Source organism: Limnoglobus roseus, assembly GCF_008254045.1.
In the GTDB taxonomy this organism is placed as follows: Bacteria; Planctomycetota; Planctomycetia; order Gemmatales; family Gemmataceae; genus Limnoglobus; species Limnoglobus roseus.
Genome location: NZ_CP042425.1, coordinates 8,812,021 through 8,832,512 on the forward strand (window position 1 = coordinate 8,812,021; position 20,492 = coordinate 8,832,512).

Annotated in this window: 13 protein-coding genes and 2 pseudogenes; 11 read left to right on the top strand and 4 right to left on the bottom strand. The window is 69.9% G+C overall.

Going from position 1 to position 20,492, the window contains the following annotated elements:
- Positions 1–18: 18 nt before the first annotated feature.
- The 6 genes from PX52LOC_RS37830 (at position 19) to PX52LOC_RS37850 (ending at position 6,481) form a co-directional block, all read left to right on the top strand.
- Positions 19–513 carry a DUF2924 domain-containing protein gene (locus PX52LOC_RS37830; protein ID WP_149114942.1) on the top strand — a complete coding sequence of 165 codons (495 nt, stop codon included), beginning with the start codon at positions 19–21 and terminating at the stop codon, positions 511–513.
- Positions 510–2,102, top strand: coding sequence for a recombinase family protein (locus PX52LOC_RS37835; RefSeq protein ID WP_149114943.1), 1,593 nt, complete (start codon positions 510–512; stop codon positions 2,100–2,102). The genes PX52LOC_RS37830 and PX52LOC_RS37835 overlap by 4 nt, the downstream gene beginning before the upstream one ends.
- Positions 2,099–2,563, top strand: a complete 465-nt coding sequence (locus PX52LOC_RS37840) for a hypothetical protein (RefSeq protein WP_178132600.1) — start codon at positions 2,099–2,101, stop codon at positions 2,561–2,563. Before PX52LOC_RS37835 ends, PX52LOC_RS37840 begins: the two co-directional genes overlap by 4 nt.
- A 25-nt stretch (positions 2,564–2,588) precedes the next feature.
- Positions 2,589–2,915, top strand: coding sequence for an IS66 family insertion sequence element accessory protein TnpA (gene tnpA / locus PX52LOC_RS44325; protein ID WP_390636325.1), 327 nt, complete (start codon positions 2,589–2,591; stop codon positions 2,913–2,915).
- A gap of 256 nt (positions 2,916–3,171) precedes the next feature.
- The gene (locus tag PX52LOC_RS37845; protein ID WP_246173589.1) at positions 3,172–5,097 is read left to right on the top strand and encodes a DUF1592 domain-containing protein; all 1,926 of its coding nucleotides are present in this window, start codon (positions 3,172–3,174) and stop codon (positions 5,095–5,097) included.
- A 7-nt stretch (positions 5,098–5,104) separates the two neighbouring features.
- On the top strand, positions 5,105–6,481 hold the full coding sequence (locus tag PX52LOC_RS37850; RefSeq protein ID WP_246173590.1) for a DUF1552 domain-containing protein: 1,377 nt from the start codon (positions 5,105–5,107) through the stop codon (positions 6,479–6,481).
- 132 nt (positions 6,482–6,613) lie between these two features.
- Here the strand turns inward: PX52LOC_RS37850 and PX52LOC_RS44330 are convergent.
- Positions 6,614–7,003, bottom strand: a pseudogene (locus tag PX52LOC_RS44330) (IS66 family transposase); the annotation flags it as partial.
- Positions 7,004–7,190: 187 nt separating this feature from the next.
- Positions 7,191–7,730 (bottom strand): annotated as a pseudogene (locus PX52LOC_RS44335) (IS66 family transposase); the annotation flags it as partial.
- A 55-nt stretch (positions 7,731–7,785) separates the two neighbouring features.
- Here PX52LOC_RS44335 and PX52LOC_RS37865 point away from each other — a divergent pair.
- The 4 genes from PX52LOC_RS37865 (at position 7,786) to PX52LOC_RS37880 (ending at position 13,121) form a co-directional block, all read left to right on the top strand.
- Complete coding sequence (locus PX52LOC_RS37865; RefSeq protein WP_149114947.1) at positions 7,786–9,180, top strand: hypothetical protein; 1,395 nt, start codon at positions 7,786–7,788, stop codon at positions 9,178–9,180.
- Positions 9,181–9,409: 229 nt separating this feature from the next.
- Complete coding sequence (locus tag PX52LOC_RS37870; RefSeq protein ID WP_149114948.1) at positions 9,410–9,757, top strand: hypothetical protein; 348 nt, start codon at positions 9,410–9,412, stop codon at positions 9,755–9,757.
- 138 nt (positions 9,758–9,895) lie between these two features.
- Positions 9,896–10,429 (top strand): sigma factor, encoded by a 534-nt coding sequence (locus PX52LOC_RS37875; protein WP_149114949.1) that lies wholly within the window; start codon positions 9,896–9,898, stop codon positions 10,427–10,429.
- The gene (locus tag PX52LOC_RS37880) at positions 10,422–13,121 is read left to right on the top strand and encodes a hypothetical protein (protein ID WP_149114950.1); all 2,700 of its coding nucleotides are present in this window, start codon (positions 10,422–10,424) and stop codon (positions 13,119–13,121) included. Before PX52LOC_RS37875 ends, PX52LOC_RS37880 begins: the two co-directional genes overlap by 8 nt.
- A 774-nt stretch (positions 13,122–13,895) precedes the next feature.
- Here PX52LOC_RS37880 and PX52LOC_RS37885 read toward each other — a convergent pair.
- Positions 13,896–14,891 carry a hypothetical protein gene (locus tag PX52LOC_RS37885; protein ID WP_149114951.1) on the bottom strand — a complete coding sequence of 332 codons (996 nt, stop codon included), beginning with the start codon at positions 14,889–14,891 and terminating at the stop codon, positions 13,896–13,898.
- Positions 14,892–14,921: 30 nt separating this feature from the next.
- Complete coding sequence (locus tag PX52LOC_RS37890) at positions 14,922–17,102, bottom strand: HEAT repeat domain-containing protein (protein WP_149114952.1); 2,181 nt, start codon at positions 17,100–17,102, stop codon at positions 14,922–14,924.
- Positions 17,103–17,263: 161 nt separating this feature from the next.
- On the opposite strand from PX52LOC_RS37890, the gene PX52LOC_RS37895 reads away from it, so the two are divergent.
- On the top strand, positions 17,264–19,834 hold the full coding sequence (locus PX52LOC_RS37895; RefSeq protein ID WP_149114953.1) for a hypothetical protein: 2,571 nt from the start codon (positions 17,264–17,266) through the stop codon (positions 19,832–19,834).
- Positions 19,835–20,492 lie beyond the last annotated feature (658 nt).

Below are 20,492 nucleotides of genomic sequence, written 5' to 3' on the forward strand. Positions count from 1 at the left end.
GACCCCCGAGGTCCGTTGATGGACGCCGCGCTGAAGAAGGCGATCGCCGAGCTCCCCCGGCTGACCGTGTTGCAACTCCGGGCGAAGTACGCCGAGGCCCACGGCGAGCCGACCCGGGCCGCGAACAAGGGATGGCTCGTCCGCCGGATCGCCTGGCGACTCCAGGCCAACGCCGCGGGCGGCCTGACCGAGCGGGCGTTGCGGCGGGCCGCGGAACTGGCCAACGACGCCGACCTGCGGCTCAACCCGCCGCGGGGCCGGGCGGCGGCCTCCGACGCGGCCGAACCCGTCGTCCGCACGCTGCCGTTCGCGGCGGACGCGCGGCTGCCGCCGCCGGGGACGATCCTCACCCGGGCGTACAAGGGCACGGTCGTCCGCGTCCAGGTTCTCACCGCCGGGTTCGAGTACGACGGCGAGGCGTACCCGTCCCTGTCCGCCGTGGCGAAGGCCGTCACCGGGTCCCACGTCAACGGGTTCCACTTCTTCCGCCTCGGCCCGAAAGGAACGCCATGAAACCGAAGCCTACTACGCCGGCGGCGGTCGTGAAACTGACCCGGTGCGCGATCTACACTCGCAAGTCGTCCGAGGAGGGGCTCGCCCAGGAGTTCAACTCCCTCGACGCCCAGCGGGAGGCGGGCGAGTTGTTCGTCCGCAGCCAGGGCGGCGAGGGATGGACGGTCCTCCCCGACCGGTACGACGACGGCGGGTTCACCGGCGGGAACACCGACCGGCCCGGCCTGCAACGCTTGATGAAAGACATCGCGGCCGGCCGGGTGGGCGTGGTGATCGTGTACAAGGTCGACCGGCTGAGCCGCTCGCTGCTCGACTTCGCCGCCCTCATGCAGACGTTCGAGGCACACCAGGTCGGGTTCGTGTCCGTGACGCAGCAGTTTTGCACGACCACGTCGATGGGCCGACTCGTCCTCAACGTGCTGCTCTCCTTCGCCCAGTTCGAACGGGAGTTGGTCAGCGAGCGGACGCGGGACAAGATCGCGGCCACGCGACGGAAGGGCAAGTGGACGGGCGGCCGGCCGGTCCTCGGCTATACCGTCGACCCGGACCGGTTCAAGCTCGTCGTGGACCCGGCCGAGGCCGACCGGGTGCGGGCGATCTTCCAGCTCTACCTGACCGAGGGGTCGCTCCTCCCGGTCGTCGAGGAACTCGCCCGGCGGGGGTGGCAGAACAAGGCGTGGACGTCCCGCAAGGGGTTGGTGCTGGGCGGGAAGGCGTTCACCCGCACGAGCCTGTACAAGTTGCTCACCAACGTCGTCTACGCCGGGAAGGTGCGGTACAAGGCCGAGGTCCACCCGGGCGAGCACGCGGCGATCGTCGACCCGGGCGTGTGGCAACGGGTCCAATCGCAGCTCGCCCACAACGGGCGGGGCGGCGGGGGCGACACCGCCGCCCGGAACCGGTTCGGGGCGGTCCTCAAGGGCCTGCTCCAGTGCGTGCCGTGCGGGTGCGCGATGACGCCGACGCACTCGACCCGGGGGGCCAAGCGGTACCGGTACTACGTGTGCTCGGCCGCCCAGAAGAAGGGGTGGCGGACGTGCCCGTCGAAGGCCGTTCCGGCGGAACAGACGGAGCGGTTCGTCGTCGACCAGGTCCGGGCCGTCGGCCGCGACCCGGCCCTCGTCGCCGGGGTCCTGGCCGAGGCCCGGGCGCAGGACGAGACGCGGGCGGCCGACCTCACCCGCGAGGAGCGGGGGCTGACGACGGACCTCACGTCCTGGCACAAGGAGTTGCGGGCGCTCTCGGGGCAACTCCGGCCGGGGGCGGACAACGGCCCGGTGATCGCCCGGCTGGCGGACCTGCAGGAGCGGGTCGGGTCGGCCGAGGCGCGGGCGGCCGCCCTCCGCCGGCAGGTCGTCGAGGCCCGGTCCCGGGTGGTCGGCGAGGACGAGGCGGCCGCCGCCTTGTCGGCGTTCGACCCCGTCTGGGGCACACTCTCGCCGCGGGAACAGGGCCGGGTCCTCGCCCTCCTGATCGAGCGGATCGGGTACGACGGCGGGACCGGGAAGGTGGCGATCACGTTCCGGGCGGCGGGCATCCAGACGCTCGCCCGCGAACTGGCCGACAAACGCGAGGAGAAGCGGGCATGACGACCGAACTGACGATCGAGCGGGAGTTCCACTTCGCCCGGCGCGGGCGGGGGTACCGGAAGGTGCTGGAAGAGGGCCCGGTCCCGGCGGCGACGGCGGGCGTTCGCGTCCCGAAGGTCAGCCGGTGGCTCGCCCTGGCGATCCGGATTGACCGGCTCGTCCGAGACGGGGCGATCGCGAACTACGCGGAGGCGGCCCGCCTGGGGCAGGTGACGCGGGCGCGGGTGAGCCAGATCGTGAGTCTGCTCAACCTCGCCCCGGACGTGCAGGAGGCGGTCTTGCACCTGCCGCCGACGGACGCCGGCCGGGACGCCGTCACCTTCCGGGAGTTGCTGCCGATCGCGGCGGTCGCGAACTGGGACGGGCAACGGACATTGTGGGCCGTCGTCGCGGCTCGACTCCCCGTTACCCCCGGCAGTTCGGCCCGCGGCTCTGGGCGTCGCTCGGCTTCGCCAACGTGATCTTTAAACGTTCGCGTCCGGTGAAGTGACGTCGTGTGCTGCCGGTGAATTTGATGGGTTTCCTCGAATTCAGGAGGCCCGTGATGTCCACCCACGCGTTCTCGCCCGCTGGCGAACGATCTTCGCCAAGCAGCGTCGGTCCTCGGTCGCCATCACGGCGTTCTGCCGGTCGCGGAAGCCCCGCAAGCCGAACTTTCACCGCTGGCGGAACGTCCGTGGTCAACTCGATCCTTCGGAACCGAAGGCCGCGTTCGTGCCGATCCGCAAGGCCCACTCGCCGAAGACCTCGCCCCCGTCGGCACGCTCCGCGGCACCATCGACATGCCGCAGGCCCACATCGCCAAGCTCGTGAAGGTGACGTTCGGCCGCTCCGGCGAGCGGGTCGAAGCCCCCTCTTCGACGCCCTCGACGCCGAACCCCTTTCCGTGGCCGGAGCGATCGCCGCGCCGGAATGGAAACGCCTCTGAAACGCCGCATGAACTCCGGGCCAAAATCTAGCGGGGCACTCAAATTTTAAATCCGCCTGGTGTGGGTAAGTCTGGCGGCATAGAATTTTATAACCCACCGAGCCGTAAGCTTCTCTTCTCTCTTCGACGGTGACTATCGTTGTGACATTGACAAACTACATTCCAAACAACTCACTTCTCGTCGTCGCCCTAATCGGGCTGACCTTCGACTTTACCCCCTCCCTCCCCGCGGCGGACGAAGAGGCTGTGACGCCGGAGCAGCGGGCGGCGATTCTCAAGACCTTTCGCGACGACGTTACACCGTTTCTGAAGAACTATTGCATGCCGTGCCACGGCGATCGGAGGTCGAAGAAAGGCGACGTGTCGTTCATCGGAGTCTTCGGGCGACCGGGAGCGGGGGAATTCCGCAAGGTATGGCAGATGTCGTCGGTTAGCGTGAACGAGCACGCGATGCCGCCGGAGTACGCCAAGAAGCAACCGACGGACGAGGAGCGAAAGAAGTTCGTGGGGTGGATTCCGAAGGTCAAGTACCTCAACCCGAAGGATCCTGGAGCTTTCGTCATCCGCCGGCTGAACAAGGTGGAATACGGCAACACGCTGCGTGACCTTTTGGGCGTCGACCCTTCGGTCGCCAAGGATCTGCCCGACGAAGTGCCCGGCGAGGGATACCTGAACACCCTTTCGCCATTGCAAACGGAACAGTACCTGGTGATCGCGAACGAAGCGTTGAACCGTGCACTCGGCCCCAAAGATGGGCCGAGCACCGAGAAGCAACAACAACTTTTCGGAGCGACGCCCCCGCCCACCGCCGATCCGCGGGAGGCGGCAAAGAAGGTCGCCCGTTCGCTCGCTCGGAACGCGTATCGTCGTCCCGCCTCGGATGAGGAAATCGACGTATTGCTGCGTGTTTTCGACCTCGCTCGTGAGAACAAACTCGACTACCCGGCGTCGTTGCGGTTGATGTTGAAAGCGATTCTCGTCTCGCCGCAGTTCCTCTTCATCACTCCGGCGAAGGAACATCCCACAAACGAGACCATCGTTCCCCTCGACGACTTTCAACTCGCTTCGCGGGTGTCGTACTTTCTGTGGTCCACGATGCCGGACGCCGAGCTTTCGGCCCTCGCCGATCAAGGAAAATTGAACGACCCGGCCACGTTGCGGTCTCAAGTGAAGCGGATGCTCTTGGACAAGCGGTCGCGAGCACTCTTCGACGGCTTCGGAGCACAATGGCTCGGCATCAGCGGATTGAGGGAAAAGCGGTTCGATCCGGCGAAGTTCCCCGAGATGACGCCCGCCCTCCGCACGGCGATGTACGACGAAGTCCGCCTGTTCTTCGATAGCATCGTCCGGGAGAACCGCAGCGTCCGCGGATTCATCGAAAGCGATTACACCTTTGTGAACGAAAGCCTCGCCAAGATCTACGGCCTCAAGGAGAAGGTTTCCGGGCCGCAGATGCGACGTGTCCAACTCGCCGATCCCAATCGTGGCGGGATTCTAGGCATGCCGGGCACTCTCGCAATGACTTCCTTCCCCGAGCGAACCAGTGCGGTGAAGCGCGGCGCGTGGGTGCTGGAACAGTTGCTCGGCGAGCACATTCCGCCTCCGCCCCCGAATGTGCCCGAATTGGATAAGCAGGACAAGAAAAAGGTCGCGGACCTGACGCAACGCCAGCGGACGGAATTGCACCGCTCGAACACCGTTTGTGCGAACTGCCACAAAGTTATGGACCCGATCGGATTCGGCTTGGAGAACTTCGATGCCATCGGTCGCTGGCGGGAGAAGGATGAATCCGGCGGCCCGATTGACGCTGGTGGCGAGCTGCCGGGCGGGAAGAAGTTCAGCTCGCCGAAGGAGTTGAAGGCGATCATCGCCGAACGCAAAGAGGACCTCGTCCGAAACGTGACCGAGAAACTGCTCGCCTACGCCCTTTGCCGCCAGCTGGAAGGTTACGACGTGACCGTCGTTGACCGCATACTCGAGCATCTCCACGAAGACGACGACCGCGTGCAGACGATGATCGTGGAAGTTGTGACGAGTTATCCGTTCACCCACCGCCGAATTAAATAAGGTGCAAATGATGACCCGGAAAGCCGTGCTCGACCGACGCGCCTGCTTAAAAGGCATCGGGGCCACCCTCGCTCTCCCCCTTTTCAGTTCGGTCGGCTGGGCTGGCGATACCAAGGGCAAGCCCGCCAAGCCGCCGGTGAGACTCGCCTTCATGTACATGCCCCACGGCGTGATCATGGATCAATTCTGGCCGACCAACCCGGACAATTTCCTGACCCAACCGCCACCGGCCCTCGATTCGCTGCGGCCCGTGTTGAACCAGTGCCTTATGGTGAAGGGCATCTCCGGGGTGGCGATCAAGCCGTTCAACGGTGCCCCGCACGCCTTGGAGCTTTCGACGTGGCTGACGGCGACGCTGCCCAACGCCGACCACCGCAACAAGATCGACATCGCGATCTCCGCCGACCAGATTGCCGCGAACTACGTCGGCGGGTTGACCTCGCTGCCGTCGCTCGAATTGGCGACCATGCCGCAGACGCACAAGGAAAATCAAGAAGGCTTGAACGAAGGGTACTACTCGCATTGCAGTTTCCGTTCGCCGACGCAGTCGGTGCCCGCGGAGATCAATCCGCGAAACGTCCTCAACCGCCTGTTCGGCAAGGCCGACAAGCCCGGCGCCGCACCGCGACATGACCCCCTCGACCGGAGCATGCTCGACCTCGTCATCGGCGGGGCCCGAGACCTCCGCAAGAAACTCCCTCAGGACGATCAACACAAGCTCGACGAGTACCTCGATAGCGTTCGTGCCGTCGAACGCCGCATCGCGGCGATCGAAAAGAGACAGCAAGATGCCGCGTTCGAAAAAGCGGGCGTCGGCCCGAGCAAACGCAACGCCACCGACTCCGCCCCCATCGAAATCAAAATACCGTCCGGCGACAAGCGCAGCGAGTACATGCAGGTGATGTGCGACCTCAACGTACTCGCCTTCCAAACGGACACCACCCGCGTCAGCACCTACATCGGGTCCACTCCGAACGGCGTGACGTACCCCGAACTCGGCCTGGGCGAACACCACTCGTTCACCCACCACGGAAATAAGCCGGAAACCAAGGCCAAGGTCGCGGCCATCACCGCCTTCAACATCTCTCAGTTCGCCTACATGGTGAACAAAATGGCCAAGCTCAAGGAAGGGAACGGCACCCTGCTCGACAACTGCATGATGATGTGGGGATCGGGCCTCGAAGACGGCGACCAGCACACGCGGGAAAACCTCCCGTTCATCATTGCGGGCGGCGGTGGCGGGTCGCTCAAGACCGGCCGTTGCATCCTTTCGAAGGGCAATCAAGGCGACCTGCTCACGACACTCCTCGCTTGTATGGGAGTTCCCCTCGACCGCCCCATCGGCATCGCCACCAAGCAGATCAAGGAAATGATGAACGGCTGAACGAATCGACGACCCGGCGGTTACATTCGATCCGCCGGGTCCGTCACCCCTTAGGCCGGATATTTCATCGTAATGCGAGTAAAAGAGTATCGCGGTGATTGAAGGTTTGGTATTGGAAGGAGTTACCACACTTCATCCACCCCCTTTTCCCCAAGGCCATCGCGTACTTTTGGGCAGTTCGCGAATTTGGACGACCTTACGCCCGCGGCCGTTTTGATCAACCGCGGGAGTGCGGATCGATGGTGCCGTGGCGTTGTGCCCAGGCGTCGGGTAGGAGGTGGTCACGTCGGCCGGCTTGTCGGCGGGTTCATCGAACAGGTCGATGAGGTAGAGCGACGGGTTCAACCGGTGCCGTTTGGCACCGGCGCAGAGGCACATCAGCACACGGACGGTGGCGAGGCCGCCGTTCCCGCCGCGGAAGGGCCAGTTTTTGCGTCCGACGGCGAGAGGTCGCACGGAGCGTTCGGCGACGTTGTTGTCGATGGCGAAACGGGCGTCCACTCCGTAGCGTGAAAGCGTGGGCCATTGGTTGCGGGCTTACGACAGCGCCTGTCCGAAGGAGCTCATGGACATCGCCGTGCGGTGTTCGTCGTCCAGCCAAGTCCCGAACTGTTCGAGGATCGGCCCGGCCCGCGTTCGCCGCAGGTGCACGACGTACTCGCCCTTCCACCTTCCGTCGGCGATGTCGCGTTCGACGGCGGAAAAGCGTGCGGATGTAAGCCAAGGCTCGACTCGCCTGAGCCGGACTGCTCTCCGGGGCTTCGACGAACTTCCGCCGAACGTGGGCCCAGCAACCGAAGTGTCGGGCTCCGGACCCGTGGACCGCGTTGTAGCCGGAATAGGCGTCGGCGTGCACGAAGCCCCGATACCCTTCGAGGAACTTGGCGGGGTGCTCTTCGCCCCGGCCGGCGGTGAAGTCGAAGTGCGTGTAGGGATGGGCCGCATCGCCGAGGTAGATCCAAGTGTAGGCGGTGCGGGCGGGCTTCAACAACTGCCCCGGGGACTCGTCGGCGTGGATCGCGAACGACGCTTCCACCCGGGCGATCATGAGCCGGAAGACGGGATCGAGCAGCGTGGCGCACTTCACGATCAGGTAGCACAAGCGGGTGCGATACACGGGCCAACCCTGCCGTGCGAAGATCTGTTCTTGGCGGTTCAAGGGCAGATGATCGACATACTTCCACACGATGACCTGCGCCACGAAAGCGTACGCCCACTGACATTGCGAAAGCCGGCACGCCCGCACCATAACCGAGGGAGAATCTTGCCCGGCCGAAGAACGACGACCCGAGGAAGGCGTAACCGTGGACGAAGACCCACCGACCCCGCACGCCCGGGCCGTGGCGCAGGAGGCGCTGGACCGTAACCCTCAACTCGCGGGGGGCCGCGACCCGGACGAGTGGGTCCAGATCCTTGCCGGCCTCTACGAACTCATCGGGGACACCCGTTTCCGCGTCCGGTTCGGGCTCCGGCCGCCGGCCGACGAGTACGAGCGGGCCCGCCTGGCGTTTGACGCCCACCAGATGACGGCGGAGGAATTCCGGCCGATCTACGAAGTGAATGCCGCCCGCCCCGCCGACCTTCGGATGGTCGAGACGATGGCCGCCGACCTAGAACAGCGGGTGGTGGCGTACGCCCACTTCCTTCAGACTCTGCTCGACCAGAGTCAAGACGTCCTCCGCGGGCGGCGGCAGTGGTGGGACGAGTTGGTCGTCGGTCGCGTCCTCCGGCGGGTTACCCGGAAACTGGAGATGGACCGCCGCGAGGTGGCCACCCTGGAGGCGTTCCTGCAGGAAGTTCGGGTCGAGCGGGGGCTCGGACTGGCCGGCGGCGGAACGTTCGACGCCCCGGCGGCCATGAACCTGGGGATCAACGTGACCCGCACCGCCGAGAACCTTTGGGGGCGGGCGCGGGCCCCGGAACGGGCTGTCGGCGACCACCTCTCGGTGAAGGGCGTCTACGACCTGATCACGCGAGACGGGGTGCCGCCCGCGCGGCGGGTGTTGGCGTTACTTCACCAGGAGGTGGCGGCCGCCCGGCTCGTCCTCCGCGGCCGGGCGGCCGCCACTCCGGCCCCCTCGGTTTACGTTGCCGCACAGAATTGCACCGTCACCGCGACCACCTTGACGGTAAGCGGACCGGAGTTCCCGCCGGAACCCGCAAAAACGCCAACTCCGAACGCCGCGTTCCGCGTCGCCCGCTGGGCCGATCTCGCGATCGGCATCGATGCGGCGCGGGCGTACTGGGCGGCCACGCCCGTCCCCGCCCTCGGCGATCGGGTTCCGACGGGCAAGTGGGCGCCGCTCGACCTGCGGGGCGATCGGTGGAGGGCGGTTCTGGACCACGCGGCCCGGTCCGCGGACGGGACGACGGTCGACACGGCGGCGTTGCTCGCCGCCCTGGGCGTCACCGCGGGGCAATCGTCCGGGGGGCGGGACGGGCGAGCCCGGCCCGGGGAAGTCGAGGCCGCCCGCCTCGCGACCGACGGCCTCCGGGCGATCCCGTCCGGCGCGCGGAAGTCCCTGACCGACACCCTGGCCGACCTCCGCCGGGAGATCCGGGCTTTGATCGGCGGGCCGACCGACAAGGCCCACACGCTGTTCGTCGTCCGGAAGAAGACGGTCTGTACCGGGTTCGTCGTCCGGTACCTGATCCCGACCGACGGCGGGCACGTCACGTTCGGCTCGCGTCCGAAGTGATCGCTGGCGGGCCAGGGGTCCGCCAGCGATTTGACGGACCCGCCGGGCATTTTCTCACGATTTTTCCTAAGTGTCTAAGATCTGGGCACTTGTCGACGACATTCCGACTCTACTTCGGCCCGAACACCCCTCCCGCCAGTTCCCGCCAGTGCGTCCCTTCGTAGGCGATTCGCGATCGCGGCCACGATGTTGTCCACGGCCGAATCGCCCCCGATCGGAGGGCTCGACGATGGCCACAACGCGCACGAGTTTGGCGACCCACTTCTCCCACCTCTCACCGCCCTGGCAACGGGTGTTCCGCACCTGCCAGGCCGTCGGCTTCGGTTCCGTTGAGGGCCTCGGCGTCCGCCGAGGCGAGCCGGTGTTCGGCCCCGGGTGCGTGGCCCGGCACGAGCGGAAGCTCGGCGGCGGGGACGCCGGCGGCCGGCCGCCGATCGACGCGGCCGACTTCCAGCTGAAGCTCGCCCATGTCGAGTTGATCCAGGAGTTCGCCCGCCTGCCGGACGGGGCGGGCGTGACCGTCGAGGTCCGGCACGGCCTCCCGGCCCGCCTCGTCCGCGTCGAGACGCTCGCGTAGCGGACCCGTTGTCATCCTTGTCGTTGCTTTCTTTCACCCTTCTCGACGACCTCCCGACCGCGCGGCGGACGGACTCGTGAGCGGCCCGGGCGTGACCCGCCCGGGCCGAGGCCGCCGGCCCGGCCGGCAGGAGTCCTCATGTTTCCCTCTGACGCCGTGGTCGGGGCGTTCGCCCACGACCTGATCCGCCGCAAGGCCCGCCGGCTCGCCCGCCGGGCCGACGTGTTCCCCCTCGACGCCGACGACATTGGGCAAGAGCTCCGCCTGGCCCTCGTCCGCGCCCTCCCGCAGTACGACCCGGCCCGCGGGACCGTCGAGGCGTTCGTCGTCACGACCGTCCAGACGGCCGTCGCCATGCTACTCCGTGAGAGGCATGCGTCCAAGCGGGCCGTCTCCCGCGTCCGCCCGCTCGCGAGCGACGTCGCCTGCCCGTTCGCCGCCGCCGATCAGGCGGCCGCCGACCGCCGCCTCGATGTCCACGACCGCCTCGCCGGCTTGCCCTCGTCCCTGCAACCGTTGGCGGTGCGGCTAACGACCCAGTCGTTGGCCGAGGCGGCCCGCGCGTTGGGCACGCCGCGGTCGTCCCTGCAACGCCGGGTCGCCCACATCCGCCGCCACTTCCAGACGACGGTCTCCCTCGCTGGCAACGAAACGGAGGTGGCCTGTGGCTGAGCCCACCCCCACGACAGACCAAGACCCGGTCGTCACAACGATCGCCCGGTTCGTCGCCGCCTTGTTCGACCCGGCCGACACGATCGTGATCCGGCCGATCGAGACCTGGACGGAGGCCGGCCGGAAGCGAAGCCGGGTCGGCTACAAGTTGATCCGGCATTGGCCGGCCGACCCGGACCGCCTACCGGCCCGGCTGGCCGCCTTCCTGCCCGCAACCGCGGCCGAGCGGTACAACGTGTTCGTGGGCGTCTGCCCGCGGTTCGCCGGGGGCGGCCAGTACGACCTCGCCTGGCAGGTCCGCACCGTCCGGGCGGTGTGGGTCGACATCGACCGCATCTCCGTCGAGGACGCCCTCCGGCGGGTGGCGGCGGCCGGCCTGCCGGAGCCGTCGATCGTCGTGCACTCGGGCAACGGCGTCCACCTCTACTGGCTGCTCGACACGCCGTACCTCATCGATGACGCGGGCGACCCGCCGCCGGTGATGCAGGAGTGGCCGCCGAAGGGGACCGTGCCGAACAAGCCCCGCAAGTACGTGGTCGAGGACGGCGACCGCATCTACCTCGACGGCCGGTCGGCGGCCGCACGGCTCTCGGCCAAGGCCGAGCACCTGCAGGACGTGATCGCCGGGGTCGCCCACGCCGTCGGCGGCGACCACACACAAGACTTGGCCCGCCTGCTCCGCCTGCCCGGTCCGCCGAATCGCAAGGATGAGCAGTGCGGCGCGGCCCCGAAGCCGACGGCGTTGATCGTCTGCGACCCGTCGCGGCGGTACCCGCTCGCCGCGTTCGAGCCGTACAAGGCGTGTTCGCGCGAGGCCGAGCGGGCGAAACAGGTGGCGGCCATGCCGCTACCCTGCGTCCGGAAGCCGTCGGCCGGCAAGCTCGATCAACTGGCCCGCCTGGTGGCCGCGTGCGGGATCGCCGCTGTGGGCTACCGGTCCGAGGCCGACTTCGCCGTCTGTTGCTTTGCGATCCGCACGGGCATCGGGGCGGACGACGTGTGGTCCCGGGTCGAAGGCGTCGGCAAGTTCGCCGAGCAGGGCCGCGGGTACTTCGACCGGACGTGGGCGAGCGCCGAGCGGCAGGTCCGCGAGGATACGTACGACCAGATCAAGCCGCCGGCCCCCGAAGCCCCGTTCGGCGGGTGCGCCCGTCGGGGCGTGGCGGACGCGGGTCCGGAGGGCGGAAACGACGCCGACCGGGATGGCTCGGTTGACGACGCCGGTCCGCCCGAGGACGGCCGGCCGACGATCGAGGTCGCCGCGGCCACGACGCCCGTGGCCGAGACGCTCGGCCGGATCGCCCACCGCCTGCTGGCGTCGGGCACCTGCTACACGCGGGCCGGTCAGCTCGTCCGCGTCCGCGGGGACGAGGTCAAGCCAATCCTCACCCACCCCGAACTCGCCGGCCTGGTCAACGAGCACGCCGAGCTGTTCTTCGTCGATACCAAGGGCGGGGCGTTCAAGCCCCTCCCGCCCGGGTACGGCAACACCTTCCTGAACCAGTCCGTCCAGCTCGGCCGGTTCCCGAAAATCACCCTGTTCACCCGCAACCCGGTGTACGCCGACGACTGGCGGCTCCTGTCGCCGGGGTACGACCCCGGGTCCGGCGTGTACACGGCGGCCGAGGCCGTCGAGCCCCGGCCGGCGACCCCGCGTCTGGACGCCCTGCTCCACGACTTCTGCTTCCGCACCCCCGGCGACCGGACGAACTACCTGGGCGTCCTCCTGACGGCCGTCCTCATGCCCCGGTTCGTCGGGTGCAAGCCGGCCGTCCTGTTCAACGGCAACCAGCCCGGCCTCGGCAAGACCATGCTCGCCCAGATGGTCGCCCTCCTGCGGGACGGCCGGCACGCCGAGACGGTGTCGTACAACCCGAACGACGAGGAGTTCGAGAAGCGGCTCGGGGCCGGCGTCCGGCGGGGGGAGACGACCCTCGTCGTCGACAACGCGAAGGCCAAGGGCCGGGACGGGTGCATCAGCTCCCCGTGCCTCGAGCGGTCGATCACGGACGCCGTCGTGTCGTTCCGCCTCCTCGGCCAGTCGCTCACCATCCGGGCCGAGAACTCGCTGATCTTCTGCGTGACGGCGAACGCGGCCAACGTCAGCCGCGACCTGGTGACGCGGAGCGTCGTGGTGAACCTGCACCACGAGGGGGACCCGGCCGGCCGGGCGTTCACGATCGCCGACCCGGAGGACGACCTGCTCCGGCACCGGGCGGAGGTCCTGGGCGAGTTGGTCGGCATGGTCGAGCGGTGGAAGGCCGCCGGCCGGCCGCTGGCGGCCGCCCGGACGCGGTTCGAGCGGAAGCAGTGGGGGGCGATCGTCGGCGGCATCCTCGCGGCCGACGGGCGGCCCGACTTCCTGGCGAACGCGGCCGAGGCGGCGGCGACGCTCGACGCGACCCGGCAGGACTTCGAGGCCCTCGTCGACCTGCTGGCCGACGAGCCGCAGGGGACGTGGACGGCGGGCGAGCTCGTCGCGTACTGTCGGCGGCACGACCTCTTGGGGGAGGACCTGGGGGACGGGTCGGCGCGGTCCCAGTCGACCAGGATGGGGTGCCTGGCCGGGCGGTACGTCGGCGAGCGGTTCCCCCACCGGTCGGGCGGGGTGCTCGTGTTCCGCCGATCTACCGACCGAAACGGCGCGACGTACCGCGTGTCCTTCGACGGGCCGCCCCCGCCGGGCGGGTAACCCGCCCGGCGGGGGCGGGTCCCCTTGTGCGGCCATGTCCCCGTCCGGCGAGACCGACCGGACCCGGGCCTGGGCTCCAGACCGAGGGGCCGAAGCGTGAAGGCCCTCGCCGCTCCACTCCCGCTTCGGGCGCCGCGTGCCGCGCCAGAATCTCGTTGGCGCCCCACACGCGGGTCCGGCACGGTTGAGGGGTACGGCCACTCGTGATCATTCCGGTGCTCGCCGGCTTACTTGGTTGCTTGCTCGCGGCGGTTCTGCAGGCCGTCGACGTTCCGCAGCGCCACTTCGGGGCCGACCGCCTCAACGGCCGTCGCCGGACACAAGCGGCGGGCCGTGCGGCCGCAAGCGGGACGGCGGCATGCGACCGTCACGCCCCCCGACGCCGAGAGGGGCTGTCCGCGACCGGGGGCTGCGGGGAACGCGGACGCTTCCCCCAGGCGCGGCGGTAGACGGCCACGGCCGTGGGGCAGGTCGGCCCGGCGGCCGTGGCGCCCGCCCCGGCCTTCGTCCGCCCGCGGTCGGCCACGGAACCCCTCGCGCTGGAAAACGTCGCCGGGGCGCTGCGACGGATCGGGCGGCCGGGTCGGTCCCGCGACAAACTCCAACCGCAGCCACGGTTCGGGACAAGGCACCGGCGAATGGCCGCCCCCCCGTAGCCGTAGCCGGGCGGCGAACCGCATCCCGCAAGGCGTGGCACCGCCCGTCGAGTGCGAGAGTGGTATCCGTAACTCGTCGTGGTCCGGACGTTCGCCGAGAAAGTGAACCTGCGCCCTCCTACGGCTTCGGCTTCACAAGCCGCGTGACCTTGCCGTCCCGGACGAGCGTAGGCCCGCCGACCTTCGGCACGACGACGACCGCCCCTTTCCCGGCCGGGATCAGCGCCAGCACGCCCGGGGCGACCCCGATCGCGTTGGGCTCCCGCTCGAAGAGCCGCCCGTCCAGGCCGGCCACCTTCGTCGGCTTCCCCTGTTCGATCGTCACGACGTCCCGCGCCTCGATCCCGTAGAGCGATCGGTCCCCCGGGTTGTACGCGAGCCGCTGGTAGTACTTGCCGGCGAGGGAGCCGTGCTCCGTCTTCCTCGTCCCGTCGGCCTTGTGGACACAGATCTCCGTCCTCGCCCCGAAGTGGTCCATCGACCAACTCACGATGACCTCGTCCCCCGTCGCGTGCGTGATCCCGGTGACGTACCCCCCGCCGCTGGCGTCGTGGACCCACGTGCCGGTCTTCACGTCCAGGCCGAGGAGGTCGCCGCCCCACTCCCCGTTCCCGGTCCCGACCCAGAGCCGGGCGGCGGTCCCGTGCGTGGCCAGGATGCGGAGGGGCGGGCCGCCCCGGGGGCGTTTAACTTTCGGCACGGGGTACGGCCTTTTGCCGACGGGATCGACGACGGCGGACGGGAAGACGAGGTACGGCGTGCCGCCGACGGGGACGATCGCGACGAGGGTTTCCCCGCCCGCCTCGTAGGCCGCCCGCTTCTCCCACCCGCCGGCCATCGCGGACCACTCGTAGAGGGCCGCCCCGTCGGCCGCCCAGAGCCTGTCGCCGTCACCTTCCAGGCGGTTCAGGCCCTTGCGGGAGAGGCGGCCGGCCTCGGCCGTCGCGTAAGCGCCGGTCTTCAGCTCCCAGGCCGCGACCGCCCCGCCCTCGGAGAGGCAGAGGAGGCGGCCGTCGTGGACCGTGGCCGCGTGGATCACCTCGGCCGGCGGGTCTGCGGCCGCGACGGGGCCGACCGTCATGCCGGTCAGGAGCAGGATCAGATACGGTCGCATGGCTCAACCCTCCCACGGGCCTGTCGGCCTCTACTTCTTGTCCGCCGCTGCGGCCCGGCGGATCGCTGGGTCGTCCGTCCGCTTGACGACGTCGGCCAGGGCGTCGCGAACCGGGCCGGCCTTCGCCCACCCCACGGCCCGGATGAACTCGATCGTCCGGACCCGGTTGCGGACGTCCCGGAGCATCCCCCCATCGCCCCCGCCCGCGGCCACCACGTCGAGGCCCTTGAGCCGCGCCGCGAGCACGGGGCCGGCGTCGTCCGGAAAGTAGTACAGCAGCCGCACGGCCGCCTCGACCTGGTACCGGCTCCCCTCGTCCCACCCGTCGAGGGAACTGCCGTTGAACACCCCCTCGGTCGCGAAGTCCGTCAGCAGCGAAGCGAGCAGCCCCTTTGCCGGGTCCGGGCCGCCCCACGCCGCCCGCAGTTGCTCCCGCGCCTCGCGGGACTCGCTCACGCTGTTGACCGACACGTTCCCGGACGGGATGTACCGCACGGCCGCGTACGGCCGCCCGACGATCTGGCCGAGCGCCACGAAACACACGTCCCCGACCTTCACCCGGTACCCGGCCGGGTGGTCGTCGTCCTCGTCCTCCTCACCGGCGGCCGGCTTGCGGGCCCGGGCCTTCGTCTCGACCGCGTTGAACGGGTTTCCCGCGGGCATGTGGCCGCCGACGGCGAAGAAGCCGCCCAGGGTTCGATCGACCTTCACCCGGGTCGGGGTCGGGTCGTCGAGGGCGGCCAGCAGGAACGGCAGGGCGTCCGGGCCGAGTTCGACGAGCGTGCGGAAGGCGTCCGACGGGCCGTGGCGCTCGGCGGTCAGCATCCCCATCTGGAACCGCGCCCGGTCGGGGAGCGGGGCGAACGCCGACCCGGTCATCGTTGCCGACAGTCCGGCGTCCGAGCCGTTCGTGTCCGCGAGGGCGGCGATCAGCGCCTTCACCCTTACCGCCTGCTCCGGCGTCGCCGCCGGCCGCGGCCGGATCGCGACCTTTGCCACCTCGCCCAGGCGGACGTCGAGGTGGGCGTACTCCAACTTCTCCTTCTTGGCCGCCGCCGGGTCGATCCGGGCGACGGCGGTGGCCGCCTCCCCCCGGAGACTGGCGGACACCCTGCGGTCGCGGGCGATGGCGACGAGGGTCGGGACGGTGGCGATGGCATCCGGCCCGATTCCGCCGAGGGCCTCGACGACGTAGCCCCGCTCGTAGTCCGGCAAGTCGGCCCGCAATTTGGCCGTGAAGAGGGGCACGGCCGCCTTCGCGGCCGGGCCGATCGCGCCGAGGGCGTCAACAGCCGCCAATTGCTCCGGATGCTTCTCGTCCTTCGCCAGGTCGAGGAGTTGGGGCACTGCCGCCTTGGCCGCGGGGCCGATCGCGCCCAGCGCGCGGGCCGCCGCCCGGACGGCCCGGTCGTCCTTGCTCTTGAGCAGTTCCACGAGTTGCGGGACCGCCGGGGCGGCGGCCGGGCCGGCTTTGGTGAGCGCCCACGCGATCGACGCGTGTTCCCAATCCTCCCGACGGACCCGGAGCGCGTCGATCAGGGCGGGTGCGGCGGACTCGACCGCCGGGCCGACGCCCGTCAGGGCCTCGGCCGCGGCGATCCGGACCCACACGTCCTTGTCCTTGAGGGCGGCGGTCACCGCCGTCAGGGCGGGTCCGGGCGCTCGGGTCATCCGACCGAGGGCCGTGACGACCTCCGCCCGCGTCTGCTCGTCGCTGTCGCGGACCTTCGCGAGCAACGGCGGCACGACCTCCGCGGCCCGCCGCCGCACCTTCCCCAACTCCTTCACGGCCACCTGCCGAACCTCCGGCTCCGAGTCGTCCAGGGCGCGGATCAGTGCCGGGACCACCTCTGCGGGCCGTGGGCGGATGGCGGCGAGGGCCTCGGCCACCCCGGCGCGGGTGCGGGCGTTCGGCCCCCGCAGCGCGGCGAGCAGGCCGGGGACGGCGTCGGCGCCGTGATCGGCGAGCGTGGGGACGATCCGGTCCCGTCGCGACTCCTTCTCGCCGAGGGCTTCGAGGAGGGCTGGCACGGCGAGCTTGCGGAACGGGCCGTCCGGGCCGAGTTGGTGGCGGGCTTGGGCGGACACGAACACGTCCGGCTCCGCCAGCCGGGCGAGGCAGTCGGCGACGGACGGGGCCTGGGCGAAGCCCGGGCCGGCAACGGCGATCGACAAAATGACGGCCAGGGCGGACAAGTGCAAGTTCGCCATCGGTGATCCTCGAACGGTCACGCCATTATGGCCGACCGGCCGCCCCGGGCGAAAGCTTTTCCCCACGGCGGCGGCGTGATCGTAACGGCGCGTTGCGTTCGCCCGCGGCCGCGGACACAATGGGGGCGCCACGTTCGTCTGACCCTCAGCCCGGAACACCCATGCGCGCACCCCTCTCCTGTGTGGTCTTGGTCGTGTTGCTCGTCGCAGAGTTCGCCGTCCCGCCGGCGGCCGCGGACGAGCCGACCCTCGCCGCCGCGGACAAGAAGTACCTCGACGGCCTGATGGCGGACTTCCTGTTCGACCCCAAAGGTGCCGAGCGGGTCGCCGTCCCGGTCGTCGTCCGCACCGTCTGGGCGACGGCCGACGAGGGCACAACCGAGGGCTGGCTCGTCCCCGCCAAGGACGGCAAGCCCGGCCGCGTCCACTTCACCGACGGCGCGTCGATTCCGATCCCGCCCGATCCGAAGGTCAAAAAAGTCGATTTCGTGGCCGCGTGCAAGGCCCGGTACACGGCGCCCGCCCCGAAGAAGGGCGACGCGGACGACGACACGTTCCGCAAGATGGGAAAGCGGGCGGTCGGCGGACTGGACGCCGACGACCTCGCCGTGGCGGCGTGGCTCTACCGGCTCGGCCAGGACGGGCTGGCCGCCCGCGCGCTCGCCGCCGCCCGGAAGGAGGCGCGCGCGCCTCGCGGCGAGAAGGGCGACCCCCGCAAGCAACTCCGCGAGGACCTCGCCTGGGCGGCGTTCGCCGGCTTGGTGCACGCCTACATGGTGCGGGCTGACGAAGAGGCCCTGGCCCACGGCGAGCGGTTGCTCAATCTTTACCCGACCGAGGCGAAGGACGAGCCCTTCGACCAGGCCACGGCGATCGTGGCCGACCTGAAACGTCGGCGGGGAAAGGGGACGTTCGGCAAGGCCCCGGCGGAGACGTGGCCGGACGGGTTCGACACGTGGAACGCGGCGCGGAAGGCGACCTACCTGATCGACGCCCTCGACGAGGTGGACGCCCGCCAGGACGGGCAGCCGGGCGGCGTGGACCTCGCCGGCGACCGCCGCGTCCGGGAACTGATCCGCGTCGGCGACGCCAGCGTCCCGGCCCTGATCGACGCCCTGGAGAAGGACGAGCGGCTGACCCGGTCCGTCCACTTCTGGCGGGACTTCGCCCGCAGTCGGACCGTCCTCGGCGTTCGAGAGGCGGAGCTCTCGGCCGTGATGTCCATCCTCCGCGTCCGCGTGTTCGAGCCGGTGTCCACCGGCGACAGTTTCACCGCCCGCGGCGGGGACACGGTCAAGGCGACCGTCGCCCGCCTGCGGGCGTACTGGACGGCGTACGGCCGGCTGCCGTTCGACGAGCGGATGATGGCCGTGCTGACCGACCCGAAGGCGAGCTTCGAGGCCAAGCGGGAGGCGGCCGGCAACCTCGCCCGCCTGGGCGCCGACCGGACGCTCGCGACCACCGTGTTCTCCGACCGGGCGGGCGACCCGCCGGGCGGCGCCAACCCGGCGGTCGCGAAGTTCAAGGCCCCGACCGTCGCGGAGGCCATCCTGGCCGCGATGGACGCCGACCTGGCGGCGCACGACGCCAAGAAGACGGACGACCTGCACGACTACCACCGCCGCCACCTGGAGGACGCCTACCTGTTCGCGCTCGTCGACCTGGGCGATAAGCGGGCGGCCGCGGACGCGGCCGGGCGGACGAAGGCCGCTACCGGTCGGATGCGGCGGAAGTGGGCGTTCGCCGCCCACCTCCTCGGCAACCCGGAGCCGTTCCGGCAGTTCGCGGACGAATTCCGCCGCGGCCTCGTCGCCGTGCCGGCGAACGATAAGCCCCGGACGAACGACGACGACCAGCCCGGCGCCGTCGAACTCGCCGGCGCCGTCGGGTACCTCGTCTCGGCCGGCACGCCGGAGGCCGACGCCGCCCTCAACGCGCTGGCCGACCCGAAACACCCGCTACACCGGGCGGCGGCCGACCGCGTCCTGAAGGAGTCGCCGGGCTGGAGCGACCACGCCGCGTGGTTCGCCCACCCGTACTGCCTCCGCATCCTGCGGGCGGCGCTGGACGACACGACCCCGACCGGGGCGACCTACGCCATCGAGGGTGCCCGTCTTCGGCACAAGGTCAAGGACGGCGAGTCCAGCGGCCCGGCCCCGGACTTCCTTTCCGACCCGACCGTTCGGCGGGCCGAGGCGGCGGAACGGGCCTGTGACAAGGCCGCCGAGCAACTCGCCGCGCTGGTCGTCGGCCTGCCTCGGTACCACCCGCTGTTCAAGGACGCGGACGCGCGGCTGGCCGCGGTCCGGGCGGCCTTCGACCGCTTCGCCGGCAACTACCGCCGGGCGACCGGGCGGGAGCGGGACGTCCTCGACCTGTCCCCGTGGGGGTCGGTGTACGTGCCGAACGTCGCCGCGCTTGGCCGCGCCGCCACCGCCGACGACGTGCGCGCGGGCCGGGCCGTGTTCCACCTGGACGGCAAGGGGACGCCGGCCGACCGCTCGCTACCAGCCGCGGCCGGGCTGAAGAAGGACGAGAAGCAGGAGCGTCCGCCGCGGGTGGTGATCGTGCAGGCCGAAGTCGGCCCTGACGGTGAGACGACGTTCGGCGTCATCGCGAAGGACGGCGTTCGGGCACGGCCCGAACGCGAGCTGACCGGCATCAAGTCCTTCGTGGACCTCGACCGGGAGGCGAAAGAGGCCGCGAAGAAGCGAGAGAGCGGGAAGGAGTGACGGCCCACTCCCCGCGCTACCAACATCGCCAATCCCGGGGATAGGAACCACACCCGCCCCCCTTTTCGGGAGCTGGTCGGGTGGGTGAAGTGGTTGTTCCCGTCTGGGACATCGGCATTGGGGGTGCATGCGGAACGCTGGGCGAAGGTTACCGACGCCCGGTCCCGCTGCCCCGACAGGCTGGGCTGACTTGTCGGCGGTGTCCGACAAGACGGCCTCCATTGTGTTAAGGTCGCCGGGGCTCCCGCGTTGTGGGCACGTGCCGGCATCCCCGGCGGCCGACCACAGGTTGCGGCACCACGGCCCCGAACGGGTGCCGCGCTTCACCGGTCACTTCGTCCACCAGAACGCTCCGCTCTTCGTGTAGCCCTCCGCCGGGCGAGATCGCCCTCAAGTCGTCCATCCAACCCACCCGCGGATCGGATGTCACGAGGCGTCCATCTGCCTCATCCCCTCACGCACTCGGCCCGTCGTCTCGGCTGTTGTCGGCCGCTGACATCGTGCACGGCGAACCGCACGCCCCCGCAACCGGGCCGGGCGTCCCCGCAACACACCTCCCGCCCGGTGCGGAACGTGCGGAACGTTGCGGAACTTCGTCTTTTGCCAACGTCCCGTACCGGAATACCTCGATTCCAAGCGGATTTTGCCGCCGTGCGGA

What these genes read in the sequence shown, in the direction of transcription:
- PX52LOC_RS37830 (WP_149114942.1), top strand. Translation starts at nt 19, where the DNA reads ATGGACGCCGCGCTGAAGAAGGCGATCGCCGAGCTCCCCCGGCTGACC.
- PX52LOC_RS37835 (WP_149114943.1), top strand. Translation starts at nt 510, where the DNA reads ATGAAACCGAAGCCTACTACGCCGGCGGCGGTCGTGAAACTGACCCGG.
- PX52LOC_RS37840 (WP_178132600.1), top strand. Translation starts at nt 2,099, where the DNA reads ATGACGACCGAACTGACGATCGAGCGGGAGTTCCACTTCGCCCGGCGC.
- PX52LOC_RS37850 (WP_246173590.1), top strand. Translation starts at nt 5,105, where the DNA reads ATGATGACCCGGAAAGCCGTGCTCGACCGACGCGCCTGCTTAAAAGGC.
- PX52LOC_RS37870 (WP_149114948.1), top strand. Translation starts at nt 9,410, where the DNA reads ATGGCCACAACGCGCACGAGTTTGGCGACCCACTTCTCCCACCTCTCA.
- PX52LOC_RS37875 (WP_149114949.1), top strand. Translation starts at nt 9,896, where the DNA reads ATGTTTCCCTCTGACGCCGTGGTCGGGGCGTTCGCCCACGACCTGATC.
- PX52LOC_RS37885 (WP_149114951.1), bottom strand. Translation starts at nt 14,891, where the DNA reads ATGCGACCGTATCTGATCCTGCTCCTGACCGGCATGACGGTCGGCCCC.
- PX52LOC_RS37890 (WP_149114952.1), bottom strand. Translation starts at nt 17,102, where the DNA reads ATGGCGAACTTGCACTTGTCCGCCCTGGCCGTCATTTTGTCGATCGCC.
- PX52LOC_RS37895 (WP_149114953.1), top strand. Translation starts at nt 17,264, where the DNA reads ATGCGCGCACCCCTCTCCTGTGTGGTCTTGGTCGTGTTGCTCGTCGCA.